A 16,129-nucleotide genomic window follows, 5' to 3' on the forward strand; every position below is an offset into this window, starting at 1 on the left:
ACTCTTATTCCATAACGATCACAAATCCGCCGTAGGGTTTCATCGTTATTTTAGTGTTAGCATTTGGTGTTATATCACTTTGAACAAATGAACGATCTTCATTACCATCAAGAATCAACTTTCCTTTTTTACCAAATGTAGTGCTATCGAAGGTAATTTCTTTAGCAGTATTTTCACCGTTGATGCCCGCTATATACCATTTTTTACCCGCCTTTCTGGCCATTACAACAAACTTTCCAGGGTAACCGTCAATCAGTTTGGTATCTGTCCAGCTTGCCGGAAATTCCTGTAAAAAGGTTTTCACATCAGTAGGAACTTTCGCCATTCCTTCGGGGGTTTCTGCCAGGTGTTGAATGCCAGAATGGAAAATAACGGGTAAGGCCAATTCAAAGGTACTGGTGGTTTTAAGGTTAATATTTGGCAATTTATTTAGCGACATTGGTGTAAAATCCATTGGATCGAACACATTTCTGGTAAATGGAATAGTTGTAGCATGAGCAGGTTCCTCGTTGGCATTATCCTGTTCAAAGGTGATGAATTCCATTCCCTTAATCGATTCCATAGTAACCAGGTTTGGATAGGTACGTTGCCAGCCTCTTGGCAAGGTAGCGCCATGGCAATTTACACTTAAACCAAATTTTGCTGCATCTTCAAAAATTTCCAGGTAATATTTAATCATCGATTGCCCATCGCCACCAAAGAAATCTACTTTTATACCTTTAATTCCCATTTTTTGTAACATGGCGAATTCTTCCTGGCGACTTTCCTTATTCGTTAATTTATTTTTTGGCGTGTATTTCACGGTGTTCCAGTCGCCTGCAGAATTATACCACAGGAGCAAACCCACATTTTTAGTTTTTGCATAATCGGCCAGTTCCTGCATCTTTTCATAACCAATTTTTCTATCCCAATCGGCATCAATCAGGCAATATTCCCATTTCATATCGGCAGCAAAATCAATATATCTTTTTTGCACGTCATATACAATGGAATTATCTTTCAAAATAATCCAGCTCCAGGAAGCCTTACCCAACTTAAACTGATCAGGATTAATATTACTTTTTGCCGGATAGGCCAAGTCAGTACCTAAAGTAGATTCTGTTACCGTTTTTAAACTGCCAATGGCAATTATCCGCCAGGGTGTATACCAGGGCAATGAAGATTCAGGATTTACATTTTGTCCGGTAAATGCCTCTCTTTGGTCAGGAAAGCCGATTTGGTAATTGCCGTCCGGAGAATTTTGCTTTAGACGTGTAGCACAGTAATTGCCATCTAAACCCGTTTCGGAAACCAATAACCAGGTATCTTTACATTGAAACAAAGCCGGATAAACCCATCCTGCCTGGGTTGGTGCAGGTGTGCCTACCTTAATTTCTTTTTTATAATTTTCCTCGTAAGATGGGTTGGTACCTTCCCAGCCGGTTTTGGCTACCGACATCGGCTGCATCCATGCTTTTGAATTTTCTAAGAAATGAAAAGAAGTTTTTTCTTCTGATAAAGCTTTAACTTTTGCATCGCGATCGGGGAAATTATAGCGAAAGGCAATACCATCATTCGATACCTGAAAGATCACATCCATTTTCTTTTTAGATTGACTTTCAAGATGGATGATTTTCTTGTTAGCTAAATAATTATTAACCAATCGCTTGGCATTTTTTAGGGTATAAGTGTCTTTTACAGTTTCATTTTTAGAAACAGAAAGCAGTCGGAGTTTTTTGGAAAAATCTTCATCAGATCTCACCAGACCTAATGTTGAAGTGTTTAAAACCTGAGCTCCATTTCTATTTACCGTGTAGAACAGTTGCTGGTCTTTTAAAAAAACATTAACCTTCAATGTTTGATCGGGGCTGCTGATTTCATATTTAGTTTGCGATTTAACGGTTTGTAAAACCGTAAACACAAAAAGGGCAATGGTGATAATTTTATATTTCATGTTGGATTATTTTAATTCCAGAACCACTACAGATTTCGCCGGAAGTTCTACTTTAAGCATATTTCCTGATTTTTTAGCGCCATTAAATTTTGCGTTTACCACTTTATTTGCTACAGAAAATGTATTCACATCTGTTAACTGAGCAGAGGTTAAAATTTGGCCGGTTACGGTTTTCCATTTCAGATCACCCAAATTGGTATTTAAGGCAATTTTATTTTTTGGATCAAGATTCACCAAAGAAATATGAACGGCACCGGTAGAATCCTGTGAAGCTGAAACATTTAAAGCCGCAATCTTTTTATCGCCTAATTTATAATCCGGACTGCTGAAACTAATCGGTAAATACTTCGCATCCATATGTATTTTATATAAATCAAATACATGATAGGTAGGGGTAAGCAGCATTTTATCTTTTTCAGTTAAAATGAGTGCCTGCAAAACATTAATGGTTTGTGCCAGGTTTGCCATTTTAACCCGGTCTGAATGGTTATTGAAAATATTTAGTGTCGTACCTGCAATGAGGGCATCACGCAAGCTATTTTGCTGATAAAGAAATCCAGGGTTTGTACCAGGTTCTACATCTGTCCAGATTCCCCATTCGTCTACCACAAGGGCAACCTTCTTTTTCGGATCATATTTGTCCATAATTGCAGCATGTTTGCTCACAATTTCTTCCATGCGTAAACAATTTTTCATGGTGTTAAAATATTGTTCCTCATCAAATTTTGTTGCCGAACCTTTCGCATTCCAGTTTCCTGTGGGCAAAGTATAATAGTGTAGGGTAAGGCCCCACATTCTGCTGGGACCAATATTTTTCATACAGGTTTCTGTCCAGTTATAATCTTCAGCATTGGCACCACTGGCAATCCGCTTTAATGGAGCGCCTGCATAATCTCTTGCATAAGTGGCATACCTTCTATACTGGTCACTATAATAATCGGCTGTCATGTTACCTCCACAGCCCCAGCTTTCGTTTCCAACACCCCAAAACGCTACTTTCCAGGGTTTATCCATTCCATTTTGCTTGCGAATAGCCGTCATAGGGCTTACCCCATCAAAATTTAAATATTCTACCCATTTGGCCATTTCTTCAACCGTACCACTACCTACATTACCAGCAATGTAAGGTTCGCAATCCAGCATTTTACAAAGATCCAGAAACTCATGTGTACCAAAACTATTGTCTTCAATTACGCCACCCCAGTTTGTATTAACCATTTTCGGGCGCTGATTTCTAGGACCAATGCCATCTCTCCAGTGGTATTCATCTGCAAAGCAACCTCCCGGCCAACGCAAATTGGGTACCTTAATTTTTTTTAAAGCCTCAACCACATCTAGTCTGATTCTCCCTTTATTTGGGATGGTAGAATTTTCATCTACCCAGAAACCATCATAAATACAGCGGCCTAAATGTTCGGAAAAGTGACCATAAATATGTCTGCTTACGGTTTGATCTCCCGCCGGTTTAATGCTGAGGAGGGTTTCTGTTTGCGCATAGGCAAACATAGCACTGCAAAACAGTGCTAAGGAGAGAAGGGTCTTTTTCATTATATTTGGTTAGGATGATTAATTAAAAGGAATCTTGAATACGTTGAATGAATAGGGTTTTAAGTTGGTAATTAGTTTCTTATCTTTAATTTTTACAGCTGATATTTTAGGACTTAAAGCTTCAGGATTCGTGAAAGAATTTAGCTGATCTAAATTCGCACTTGCCAATTCTTCTAAAGTGCCCTTGCTTTGTAATTTTCTTTTTCCTTCCAGATCAAAATCTATTGTTTTTGGCTGATCAGAGCTATTTGAGATTTTAATAATCAATTCCTTTTTCTTCGAATCTATTACAGATGAAGCGTAAAGTCCGTCCTGGCCAATGATATTCTTTCCCTCAAGTGTAATGGAAACAACATCTGTACCTTTATTGGTTGAAAATAGTTTCTGTACATAATAATCTGGAGTTCCGTAAGATTGGAGATTATCTACCCAAATCATATCAGGTGCCCATTGCCAGGCATCAATATGTGCGAAGAGTGGTGCATAAGAAGCCATTTGAACCACATCTGCATTTCGCTCCAAACCAGTCATTAACGAAGCAGAAGCCAATGCACTTTGCCAGTTATTGCGTTTGCTGCCTACATGGCTTTGATCGGCGTGAACGGCATATTCTCCTACAAAAACTTTAGTATCGTTTCTTGGATAAGTATCATAGCGACCTGCATTTTTTAGAAACCAATCAGCGGGGCGATAGTAGTGTTCATCTATAAAATCAGCCTTATTTTCTCTTAATGAAGTATTAAGTAAATCAAAGCGATCACCTTGTGGATCTGTTCCAGAGCTATTGATCAATTTAAAATCAGGATATTTTGCTTTAATGGCTTTGGTAAAAATGGCTAGTCGCTCTAAATACTGTGGTCCCCAGTTCTCGTTTCCAACCCCCATCATCTTTAAATTAAAGGGCTTAGGGTGCCCAAGATCGGCTCTCTTTTTACCCCATTTCGTGTTTACATCCCCATTAGCAAATTCGATCAGATCAAGTGCATCCTGAACATAAGGGCCTAATTCCTCCAGGGAAGCGACTTCACCAGAATTAAACTGACAAGCCATTCCACAATTTAAAATAGGTAATGCATCTGAGCCAATATCTTCTGCCAGTTGGAAATATTCAAAGAAACCCAGTCCAAAACTCTGAAAATAATCAGGAGCGGAACGGTCTGCAAATTCTGTATTCCAACGGTTGATGATTAACTTTCTGTCTTCTATCGGGCCAATGGTATTTTTCCATTGATAGCGATTGGCCAGGTCTGTTCCTTCTACAATACAACCGCCTGGGAAACGGATAAAACCAGGTTTCATATCGGCCAGAAGCTGTACCATATCTGATCTTAAACCTTGTGGACGATTCTTCCAGGTATCACCCGGAAATAAAGAAATCATATCTAAATCGATCTTACCCTTTCCTTCAAAAGTGATGGCAAATTTTGCTTTTGGATCTGTTTGGGTAGCCGTAAAACTGGTCGATTGTTTTTTCCAGTCATTGCCAGTTTCAGCAGGGATAAGTTCGCCCTCACCAATCACCTGATTAGTGGTGTCAAGAAGTTGCAGGTGTAATTTTACTCCTGGTGCCAGCTGACGATACATCACTGAGAAATTATATTTTAAGCCTTTTTTTACACCTATTCCTTTAAAACCCTCATTGGTAATACCGAAAATACCATTTTCATTGTTGATTTGAATATACCTCGGATTGGTAGCCTTAACATCTGCTCGATTGACAACCAAAAGCGATCCCTCATTCGCTTTTTTACGTTGAACTGTCCAGCCCATTAGTGGCTTTGTAAATTCAAAAGACCTGTTTTTGATCAATTCAGCATAGATTCCTCCATCAGCACCAAAATTGATGTCTTCGAAAAAGACACCCCACATATTCGGCTGAACTTTGGCAATAGATTGATCTACCTTAACTTTAATTATTTTAGTCTGTGCTTTTAAAGCAGTTGGGCAAGCAATCATACTGAACGAAGCAGAAATGCATCCGAAAAGTATACTTTTTAATGTCGTACTTGATTTCATTAAATTTAATATTTGGTTGATGATCCAGAAATTGTATAAATTTTGAGTTTTCATCTTGCCTCAATTTATCGAATCTCTCCAAATATGGTTTAAAGATTTTCGACAATTCTAAAGCTAGCCAAGGCCAAAGGATTACTTAAAATTTGATGCAATTTTAAATCGTTTCTAAATGTAAAAGTAAAATATTTCAGATAATAAACGTTACATATACGATTATTTTTTAATTTATGTTTGTGGATTGATCAGGTACTCTGGTAACATTTACCGCTGCCGATTTTATTTTAAGATGGGCTTTAACATGGTTGATAAAACAGGCTATAGCTTTTTAAAACCACTTAAATGGCTAATTTTTATTAAACTGATTGGAACATAGAAATTTGTGAAGGCAGGATGATACAGGATGGAGCTTGTTAATTTACACGTTACATTGAGCATTTGAGATGATATTCATATCAAATATCAGTATCTTTCAATCCCTAAATCAATAAAATTTATGAGACTTATCTCCCTCAATTTACTGGTGTTGATGATTTCCTTTAGCAACACTTTAAGCGCACAACAAGCTGACCGAAGCAAGACGTTATGGTACAATCAGCCAGCCAAAAACTGGAATGAGGCATTGCCCATTGGGAATGGCAGACTAGGGGCTATGGTTTTTGGCCGGATAGAGGATGAATTAATTCAACTTAACGAAGAAACCTTATGGACAGGCGGGCCTGCAGATACTAATCCAAATCCAGATGCGATTAAATATTTGCCGGAAGTTAGAAAACAGCTTTTTAGTGGTAATAATGATCAGGTGGTAAAACTGATGCAGAAAATGCAGGGCCCCAATACCAATATGTATCAACCCATGGCCAATCTTTTATTGAAGCAAAAGATTAATGGAAAAGTCAGTAACTATCTCAGAACCCTAAATATTGCTGATGCAATTGCAACAACATCATTCACCGTAAATGGAATCAATTTTAAGAGAGAAATATTTTCTTCTTTTCCTGATCAGGTGATCATCATGCGTTTATCCGCAAGCCAAAAAAATGCGCTAAATATCGGTTTTAGCCTTGGGCATGAACTTAAACATCAATTGAAGCGCGAAGGAAATAATCAAATTATACTTATGGGGAAAGCCAGAATCACCTCTGATGAACCTGGTAAAACCAAACCTTTAATTTATGCAGATAGCCTTCATCACAATGGAATGCGTTACCAAGCGAGGTTAAAAATTATAAAAACAGATGGGAAATTAAGCCAGGACAGTCTTTTAAATGTTAGCGGTGCTTCAGAAATTCTGGTGATGATTTCGGGTGCGACCAGCTACAACGGATTTGACCAGTATCCGGATCAGAACGGGCTTGATGAAAACAAAAAGGCCATTGGTTTTATTAAAGAAGCAGAAATAAAGCCATTTGAATCCCTAAGAAAGGCACATATCAGTGATTATCAAAACTACTTTAACCGCTTATCAATCAACCTCAATGATGCTGGAAATCTATTAGCAGATGTACCAACAGATGAACGCTTAAAGGCCTATAAAAATGGTCAGACAGATTTTGGATTAGAAGAACTCTATTTTCAATTTGGGCGATACTTACTGATTTCTTGTTCAAGATCCGGCGGAATTGCAGCTAATTTACAAGGCATTTGGAATGCTTCCATCAGGCCACCATGGCGAAGTAATTTCACCACCAACATTAACCTCCAAATGAATTACTGGCCAGCTGAAATGACCAACCTTTCTGAATTAACGGAGCCTTTAATTACCCAGATTAAACACATGGCCATAAATGGCGAAAAAACGGCCAAGAATTATTATGGTGCAAAGGGTTGGGCATTGCATCACAATTCTGATATCTGGGCGCAGACCAATCCGGTTGGAGAAGGAACGGGCGATCCCAAATGGGCTAACTGGGCCTTAGGAAGCCCGTGGATTTCACAGCATCTTTACGAACATTATCTTTTTACAGGAGATAAAAAATACCTGAAAGATACGGCATATCCCTTAATGAAAGGAGCGGCACTCTTTTGCCTGGATTGGCTGGTAGAAAAGGATGGTTACCTGGTTACTGCCCCGTCTACTTCACCTGAAAATAGCTATTTATTGCCAAACGGGAGTAAAGAGGTGGTAACCATTGGTTCTACAATGGATCTGTCTATTATTCGTGATCTTTTCAATAATATCATTGATGCATCTAAAGTTTTAAATACCGATCAAGCTTTTGCAAAGCTTATAAAACAAAAAAGAGATCAGCTTCGTCCGCTGCAAATTGGGAAAAAAGGTAATTTGCAGGAATGGTATGGTGATTTTGAAGATGTAGAACCTCAACACCGCCATGTTTCACATTTATTTGGCTTGCATCCTGGTAGAGAGATTTCGCCACTAATAGATACTGTCTATTCAAATGCCGCCATTAAAACACTTTTATTAAGAGGTGATGAAGGAACAGGCTGGAGTAAGGCCTGGAAAATTAATTTTTGGGCCAGGTTGCTGGATGGAAACCATGCCTACAAAATGTATCAGGAATTGCTTAAAAATTCAACATTAAATAACCTGTTTGATACGCATCCGCCATTTCAGATTGATGGAAATTTTGGTGCAACAGCGGGAATAGCAGAGATGCTTTTGCAGAGTCATTTGGGGAAAGTACAATTGTTACCTGCACTTCCAAATGCCTGGAAAAAGGGGAATGTTAAAGGTTTAGTGGCCCGTGGTGGTTTCATTATAGACCTGTATTGGGATAATGGCCAGCTAACCAAAGCATCCGTCTTATCTAAAAATGGTGGTGCTTTAAACCTTCTTACAAATGTGGATATCAAAGCAAAAGGCAATCAGATTAAAAAGAATGGATATTACAGCAATACGATGGAAACAAGTCCAGGCCAGATTTATGAAATTTCATTTGAGTCCGGTCAATAGCATCAGTTCAATATCCGCATTTATGCAGATTAGATCAAAGTTTATTTTATTAATCATCATACTTTGCTGCACCATAAATGCACTTGCGCAACGCCAGATGGAAAAATTAGGCCGTGGAATTGTCGCCGTTCGGAAAAGTGCAGATTCCGTTTTTGTAAGCTGGCGTATTTTAGGAACCGAGCCAGAAGATATTGCCTTTAACCTTTACCGGAAAACGGGAAACGAAGCTGAAAAAAGGTTGAATGCATTGCCTTTAACTAAAGGCACTTGTTTCTATGATGTTGGTGCGGATCTAAAGAAAGTTAATCGCTATTTCATCAAGCCTATCCTAAATACTCATGAACTGGCAGCCGATAAACCTTTTGTTTTAGCTGTAAATACGCCTATTCGGCAATACCTTACTATACCATTAAGAACGCCAGTGGGCTATACACCAAATGATGCATCGGTTGGCGACCTTGATGGCGATGGAGAATACGAAATTATTTTGCATCAAACAGGTCGAAGTCGCGATAATGCTTCAAATGGAATAACAGATCCACCAATTTTCCAGGCTTATAAGTTAGATGGTACTTTTTTATGGGAAATTAACCTGGGTAAAAACATTCGTGAAGGGGCACATTATACCCAGTTTATGGTATATGATTTAGATGGCGATGGCATTGCAGAATTTGCCTGTAAAACTGCCGATGGTACAGTTGACGGAGCTGGAAAAGTAATAGGCGATGCCACTAAAGATTACCGGGATGAAAATGGAAAAATATTAGAAGGGCCAGAGTTTTTTACCATTTTCAGTGGTAAAACGGGTCGGGCTTTAGCCACTACAAACTATATTCCTTCCCGGGGAAATATCGGTGCCTGGGGCGGCAGGGGTGGGAACGGAAAAAATGATAGCTCGGGTAACCGGGTAGATCGGTTTACGGCCTGTATTGCCTATTTGGATGGCATTCATCCAAGTGTGGTGATGTGCCGTGGTTATTACGGTCGTACGGTAGTGGCAGCGTGGGATTGGCGAAATGGAAAACTAACCTCCCGATGGGTATTTGATACCAAAGACGGGCGCAATCCTTATTCAGGTATGGGAAACCATAATTTAACGGTTGCTGATGTAGATGGCGATGGTAAAGATGAAATTATTTATGGTTCCATGTGCGTGGATGACAATGGCAAGGGTTTATATACCACTGGTTTGAGACATGGGGATGCATTGCATGTTTCTGATCTCGACCCTGAACGGCCTGGTCTGGAAGTTTTTGGCGTGCACGAAATTGAGGAAGGCACGAAAGGACCGGGGGCGGCACTTTATGATGCCAGAACGGGTAAAATTTTATGGCAAGGATCAGAGGATGAAGATGTAGGTAGAGGAGTGGCAGATAATATTGACAATACACGCATAGGTGCACAGATGTGGTGGTCAGGTTCAAATGGTTTGTTCGATATAAAGGGGCATAGAATTGGTGAAGAACCAAGTTCAACAAATTTTTTAATTTATTGGGATGATGATTTTTCACGTGAACTTTTGGATGGCAACCATATTGACAAATACAATGGAAAAAGACTTTTAACCGCTGACGGCGCTATCGCCAATAATGGGACCAAGGCTACACCAACATTGAGTGCAGATATTCTTGGTGATTGGGGTGAAGAGCTTATTCTGAGGTGTTATGATAATCAAAGCCTCCGGATTTATACCACTACCATTCCAACCGATCACAGAAATTATACCTTAATGCATGATCCTCAATATCGTTTGAGTATTGCCTGGCAAAATGTAGGTTATAACCAGCCACCACATACAGGTTTTTATTTTGGAAAAGGAATGAAAAAAGCGCCAAAACCTAATATTGTATTGGTAGAACCTAAAAAATAAGTGTCTCATCAATGAGTGCATAATTTGAAATAATATTAAAATTAAATGAAGTCGCCACAAATAAAAACCCTTCTGGCTGTTGCCTTCCTGCTGGTTACAGCCGCTTTCATTAAGCCAGTTAAACCTACTTTGCATATCATCGGCGATTCTACTGTTCGAAATTTGAATAAGGAAACCTGGGGATGGGGAACGCCAATTGCTTTGCTTTTTGATACAACTAAAATTGAAGTAGAAAACAATGCCATGGCTGGAAGAAGTACCAGAACATATTTATCTGAAGGTAGATGGGATAAAGTTTTAGAAAGCCTAAAGCCCGGTGATTTTGTAACCATGCAATTTGGACATAACGATGGCAGCATACCAGATACCACCAAAGCAGGAAAAAGGGGCGTTTTAAAGGGAATAGACGAAGAAATAAAAGTACTGACCTGGCCAGATGGAAAGGTTGAAACTGTACACACCTACGGTTGGTACATCAGAAAGTTTGTTCGGGATGCGAAAGCCAAGGGTGCTACGCCAATTGTAATCTCGATGATTCCTAGAAATGAATTTAAAAACGGTAGAGTCATTCGGGCTGATCAGGATTTTGGAAAATGGGCGGCAGAAGTGGCACAACAGGAAAATGCTTTCTTTATCGATCTGAATAAGATTGTGGCCGATGAATATGATGCCATGGGACCAGAGAAGGTAAAGTCTTTTTTCCCTGGAGACCATACGCACACCAATCTGGAAGGTGCCAGATTAAATGCAGCATCAGTAGTAAAAGGTATTAAACAATTAAAAGGCTGTAAACTAAAAAACTATCTGCGCTAAAAAACACTAAAATTATATCTTTTAAAAAAGAATTATTTCATGAAATCAATCTCAAACCGTTTAAGCCTCACATTACTGAGCATCTTTATCTTTTGCGCTTCCTGCATCCTGTTGAAACCAAAGCAAAAACCGACTTTATTTTTGATTGGTGATTCTACTGTAAAAAATGGAAAGGGAAATGGTGATGGAGGATTATGGGGTTGGGGAAGTTTCATCAGTGATTTTTTGAATACAGATAAAATCAATGTAGAAAATGAAGCCCTTGGCGGAACAAGCAGCCGAACTTTTCAAACCAATGGTTTGTGGACACCTGTGCTGGCAAAAATTAAAAAGGGTGATTTTGTGATGATGCAGTTCGGACATAATGATAGCAGTCCGCTGGACGATACCGCCCGTGCCCGAGGAACCATTAAAGGCATCGGGATGGAAAGTAAAGCAATTTACAATCCCATCAAGAAAAAGCAGGAAGTGGTTTACACTTATGGCTGGTACATGCGTAAATTTATTGATGATATTAAGGCAAAAGGTGCCACCGCAATAATTTGTTCTTCCATTCCACGCAACCCGGTAAAAGATGGAAAAGTGGTTTTAGTGGATGACTTATACGCCACCTGGGCAAAGGAAGTCGCCAAAGCCGAAAATGTAGGTTTTATTCCTCTGAATCAGCTGATTAAGGATAAATATGCAACCTTATCTGCCGAGCAAGTGCAGGCTTATTTTACAGAGAAAGATCACACACATACCAATGAGGCCGGTGCCAAATTAAATGCATCTCTAGTTGCTGAGGGCGTAAGAGCGCTAAAATCAAACCCGCTTAAAAGGTATTTGAAATGATTTCGTGGGTTAACCGACTTACGAAGTTTCTTTGGGAAAGCGTGCTGGAAAACTTACCTACTGGTTGGTGTCTCACCAACCCAGCTTGATTATTCTGTTAATATTCTTAAATCTATATGTATGATCTTTTCGGTTAGTGAGACACCAACCGATAGATTGGTCTAATATAGAAATCATATGTAAAACTGACGAAGTTCTGCTTCGCTCAGGCCTTTGAAACTTCGCAAGTTGACGCTTCGACTTACGAAGTTTCGTTATCTACTTACCTACTGGTTGGTGTCTCACCAACCAGCTTAAGTATTCTGTTAATATTCTTGAATTTATATTCATGATCTTTTCGGTTGGTGAGACACTAACCGATAGATTGGTCTAAAATAGAAATCATATGTAAAACTGACGAAGTTCTGCTGCGCTCAGCCTTTGAAACTTCGCAAGTTGACGCTTCGACTTACGAAGTTTCGTTATCTACTTACCTACTGGTTGGTGTCTCACCAACCAGCTTAAGTATTCTGTTAATATTCTTGAATTTATACGCATGATCTTTTCGGTTGGTGTCTCACCAACCGATAGATTAGTCTAAAATAGAAATCATATATAAAACTGGCGAAGTTCTGCTTTGCTCAGGCCTTTAAAACTTCGCAAGTTGGCTGTTCGACTTACGAAGTTTCTTTACCTACTGGTTGGTATCTCACCAACCAGCTTAAGTATCTGTTAATATTCTTGAAGAATTTATATGCACGATCTTTTCGGTTGGTGTCTCACCAACCGATAAATTGGTCTAAAATAGAAATCATATATAAAACTGGCGAAGTTCTGCTGCGCTCAGCCTTTAAAATTTCGCAAGTTGGCTGTTCGACTTACGAAGTTTCGTAGGAGGAAGTGTGCTGGGAAACTTACCTACTGGTTGGTGTCTCACCAACCAGCTTAAGTATTCTGTCAATATTCTTGAATTTATATGCATGATCTTTTCGGTTGGTGAGACACCAACCGATAGATGGGCGTGCTGGGAAACTTCGTCAGTCTAAATATAAACCACACACATTCACACCGTCGCAAATATTTTACAGAAGCTATAAACCTTATTGTAACGTTTTTAGGCAACTGATTTCAATAAAGCAGGACACTACAGGTTGCCCCAGCATATTTTTAATCTTATAATAGATGCTTTAACCAAGTATATAGAATGCTTTTGCATTTATTTCGCTTAAAATTATGCAAATAAGAAAATTTTTATTTCCCAGATGGATTTTTGTAGCAATTTGCTTTCTCTCCATATTTTCAATAGAAGTTTCTGCGCAAACAATTTCATTAAAAGGTGAATGGAGATTTAAAATAGATGCCAGCGATGAAGGTATCCCAGCCAAATGGTATTCATCAACCTTGCCTGAAAAGATTACTTTACCCGGTTCAATGGCCGAAAATCTTAAAGGAGATGAAATTAGCCTAAAAACAAAATGGACGGGAAGTATTTATGATAGTTCCTACTTTTTCCATCCCCGATTGGCGAAATACCGCAAACCCGGAAATATCAAAATTCCATTTTGGCTTACGCCAGCCAGGCATTATACTGGTGCCGCCTGGTATCAGAAAGATATCGAAATCCCAGTAAACTGGAAAGATAAAAGAGTGGTTTTATCACTGGAATATCCACACTCAGAAACACGTGTGTGGATCGATGATGTAGAAATAGGCACACAATATACATTTGTAGTCGCACAAAATTTTGAACTCCCATCTAATTTAAAACCTGGAAAACATACCATAACGCTGTTGATTGATAACCGGATTAAGGCGATTAATGTTGGACAGGATTCGCACAGCTTGACCGATCATACACAGGGAAACTGGAATGGTGTAGTGGGTAAAATGTTTTTACAGGCAGGCTCACCGGTTTATTTTGAAGATGTTCAGGTTTATCCAGATTTGAAGGAAAAATCGGTAAAAGTTAAGATCGAGCTAAGAGACAGAAATAAGCTTGCTTCAAATGGTAAGATTATCTTATCTGCCAAAAGCTTCAACACTAAAGATATCTTAAAGGTAAAGTCGGTTACAATTCCTTATCAGCTCATAAATGGAACGGGCATGCTGGAAATTGATTTACCAATGGGCAATAAGATTGCAACATGGGATGAATTTGATCCGGCATTGTATCGTTTAACTGCTACTCTACTTGCTGATGATGGCAAAAAGGATGAAAAACAGATCCAGTTTGGCATGCGTGAATTTAAAGCTGTGGGCAGAAGTTTTGAAATCAATGGTCGACCAGTATTTTTACGTGGAACCGTAAACAACTGTGAATTTCCGCTCACAGGTTATCCATCCATGGATGTCGCAGCCTGGGAAAGAATTTTTAAAATTTCGAAAGCACATGGCCTAAACCACATGCGTTTTCATTCCTGGTGCCCGCCAGAAGCGGCTTTTATTGCTGCTGATTTAACAGGATTTTACTTGCAACCCGAAGGCCCAAGCTGGGCCAATCATGGAACATCTATTGGTGAAGGAAAACCCATCGATCAGTTCATATATGATGAAACCAACCGAATGAGCAAAAATTATGGCAATTATGCTTCGTTTTGTATGATGGCTTACGGCAATGAACCTCGTGGCAGGCAGGTAGAATATTTAACTAAATTTAATAACTATTGGAAAGCGAAAGATTCCCGTCGCTTATACACGGGTGCTTCCGTTGGTGGCAGCTGGCCCGTAATTCCAAACAATGAGTTCATGGTTCGGGCGGGTGCGAGAGGTTTAGACTGGGGCAATAAACCAGAAAGTATTTCTACCTATGTCAAACAGATTGAGCAATTTACTGTACCATTTGTTGCACATGAAATGGGGCAGTATTGTGTTTTTCCAAATTTTGAGGAGATTAAAAAATATACTGGCGTGTACCGGGCAAAGAACTTTGAAATGTTTCAGGAAGATTTAGCCGATCATGATATGGCCGATCAGGCAAAAGATTTCTTAATGGCTTCAGGGAAATTGCAGGCTTTGTGCTATAAAAACGAAATAGAGAAAGCATTAAGAACACCAAACTATAATGGCTTTCAGCTACTCTCATTAAATGATTATCCCGGACAAGGAACTGCTCTGGTTGGTGTTTTGGATGCTTTTTGGGATGAGAAAGGTTACATCACGGCCAAAGAATTTAAACGGTTTTCTAACAGTACAGTTCCGTTGCTTAAGCTTCCAAAATTTGTTTATACTAATAATGAAACCCTCAATGCTACAATTGAAGTGGCTCATTTTGGTAAGGCACCGTTAACGAATGCAAAAATCTCATGGCAAATTAAAGAGGCATCAGGAGTGATTTTAGAAAAAGGAACATTTAATCAAAAATCTCTACCCATAGGCAATTGTATTCAGATTGGAGACATTCGTTTTTCTCTAAATTCGATTCAAAAAGCTACACAGCTAAATTTAGAAGTATCTATCAATGGAACTGAGTTCGCCAATGACTGGAATTTCTGGGTTTATCCCGCAGAACTTCTAAAGTTAAAAACCAGTTTCTACTATACTGATCAGTTGGATGAACAGGCAAAGAAAATACTGGATGAGGGTGGAAATGTATTTTTAAATGCAGCCGGGAAGGTGGTGAAAGGAAAGGAAGTAGTACAAACATTTTTACCTGTTTTCTGGAACACTTCCTGGTTTAAGATGCGTCCGCCACATACTTTGGGCATTCTTTGTGATCCAAAGAATCCAGCGTTTGAAAATTTCCCGACCGAAAATCACAGCGATATGCAATGGTGGGAAATTGTAAATAAAGCACAGGTGATGAACCTCGAAGATTTTCCATCAGGTTTCAGGCCAATTATCCAGCCGATTGATACCTGGTTTTTAAACCGCAGGTTAGCGCTGGTGATGGAAGCGAAAGTGGGCAAGGGAAAGCTTTTGGTTTCCAGTGCCAACCTATCTCCCAATTTAAAAGATGAGCCTGCTGCTCAACAACTGTATTTCAGTTTGCAACAATATATGATGTCTGATAAATTTAACCCAAGATATGAAGTTGCCTTTGAAACGGTGAAAGATATCTTTCAAAGCCCATCCAAAATTCAGTTCAATACCTTTACGAAAGATAGTCCCGACGAGTTAAAACCAAAACCAAACACAAATTGAAAATCAAAAAAATGTCACTGTGAGGAATGAAGCAATCTCAAGGCAGGAGCCAAATTGAGTATGAAGACTTTTTTTATTGCAT

General features: G+C 39.1%; 8 protein-coding genes. 5 read left to right on the forward strand and 3 right to left on the reverse strand.

The window, feature by feature from the left end:
- Positions 1-4: 4 nt before the first annotated feature.
- Genes AN34_RS19585 through AN34_RS19595 form a run of 3 tightly spaced genes read right to left on the reverse strand, consistent with a single transcriptional unit; the run spans position 5 to position 5,551 of the window.
- The gene (locus tag AN34_RS19585; protein WP_029288431.1) at positions 5-1,933 is read right to left on the reverse strand and encodes a glycoside hydrolase family 97 protein; all 1,929 of its coding nucleotides are present in this window, start codon (positions 1,931-1,933) and stop codon (positions 5-7) included.
- Positions 1,934-1,939: 6 nt separating this feature from the next.
- A complete protein-coding gene (locus tag AN34_RS19590; RefSeq protein ID WP_029288433.1) occupies positions 1,940-3,481 on the reverse strand; it encodes an alpha-N-arabinofuranosidase in 1,542 nt (513 codons plus the stop codon).
- A gap of 18 nt (positions 3,482-3,499) precedes the next feature.
- Positions 3,500-5,551, reverse strand: a complete 2,052-nt coding sequence (locus AN34_RS19595; protein ID WP_231625590.1) for an alpha-L-arabinofuranosidase C-terminal domain-containing protein — start codon at positions 5,549-5,551, stop codon at positions 3,500-3,502.
- A 439-nt stretch (positions 5,552-5,990) separates the two neighbouring features.
- On the opposite strand from AN34_RS19595, the gene AN34_RS19600 reads away from it, so the two are divergent.
- From AN34_RS19600 to AN34_RS19620, 5 genes are all read left to right on the forward strand, one after another.
- Positions 5,991-8,411: a glycoside hydrolase N-terminal domain-containing protein gene (locus tag AN34_RS19600; RefSeq protein ID WP_029288438.1), complete on the forward strand. Its 2,421-nt coding sequence runs from the start codon at positions 5,991-5,993 to the stop codon at positions 8,409-8,411.
- 22 nt (positions 8,412-8,433) lie between these two features.
- Positions 8,434-10,281: a rhamnogalacturonan lyase gene (locus tag AN34_RS19605; RefSeq protein WP_029288440.1), complete on the forward strand. Its 1,848-nt coding sequence runs from the start codon at positions 8,434-8,436 to the stop codon at positions 10,279-10,281.
- A 45-nt stretch (positions 10,282-10,326) separates the two neighbouring features.
- Positions 10,327-11,094 (forward strand): rhamnogalacturonan acetylesterase, encoded by a 768-nt coding sequence (locus AN34_RS19610; protein ID WP_029288442.1) that lies wholly within the window; start codon positions 10,327-10,329, stop codon positions 11,092-11,094.
- Between the two features lie 39 nt (positions 11,095-11,133).
- A complete protein-coding gene (locus tag AN34_RS19615; protein ID WP_029288445.1) occupies positions 11,134-11,928 on the forward strand; it encodes a rhamnogalacturonan acetylesterase in 795 nt (264 codons plus the stop codon).
- Between the two features lie 1,212 nt (positions 11,929-13,140).
- On the forward strand, positions 13,141-16,047 hold the full coding sequence (locus AN34_RS19620) for a sugar-binding domain-containing protein (protein WP_029288447.1): 2,907 nt from the start codon (positions 13,141-13,143) through the stop codon (positions 16,045-16,047).
- Positions 16,048-16,129: the final 82 nt, after the last annotated feature.

The sequence above is a fragment of the Pedobacter sp. R20-19 genome (genome assembly GCF_000708265.2).
Taxonomy (GTDB): Bacteria; Bacteroidota; Bacteroidia; order Sphingobacteriales; family Sphingobacteriaceae; genus Pedobacter.

Coding starts and splice junctions, on each gene's coding strand:
- AN34_RS19600 (WP_029288438.1), top strand. CDS start 5,991: ATGAGACTTATCTCCCTCAATTTACTGGTGTTGATGATTTCCTTTAGC.
- AN34_RS19605 (WP_029288440.1), top strand. CDS start 8,434: ATGCAGATTAGATCAAAGTTTATTTTATTAATCATCATACTTTGCTGC.
- AN34_RS19590 (WP_029288433.1), bottom strand. CDS start 3,481: ATGAAAAAGACCCTTCTCTCCTTAGCACTGTTTTGCAGTGCTATGTTT.
- AN34_RS19595 (WP_231625590.1), bottom strand. CDS start 5,551: ATGAAAACTCAAAATTTATACAATTTCTGGATCATCAACCAAATATTA.
- AN34_RS19585 (WP_029288431.1), bottom strand. CDS start 1,933: ATGAAATATAAAATTATCACCATTGCCCTTTTTGTGTTTACGGTTTTA.
- AN34_RS19620 (WP_029288447.1), top strand. CDS start 13,141: ATGCAAATAAGAAAATTTTTATTTCCCAGATGGATTTTTGTAGCAATT.
- AN34_RS19615 (WP_029288445.1), top strand. CDS start 11,134: ATGAAATCAATCTCAAACCGTTTAAGCCTCACATTACTGAGCATCTTT.
- AN34_RS19610 (WP_029288442.1), top strand. CDS start 10,327: ATGAAGTCGCCACAAATAAAAACCCTTCTGGCTGTTGCCTTCCTGCTG.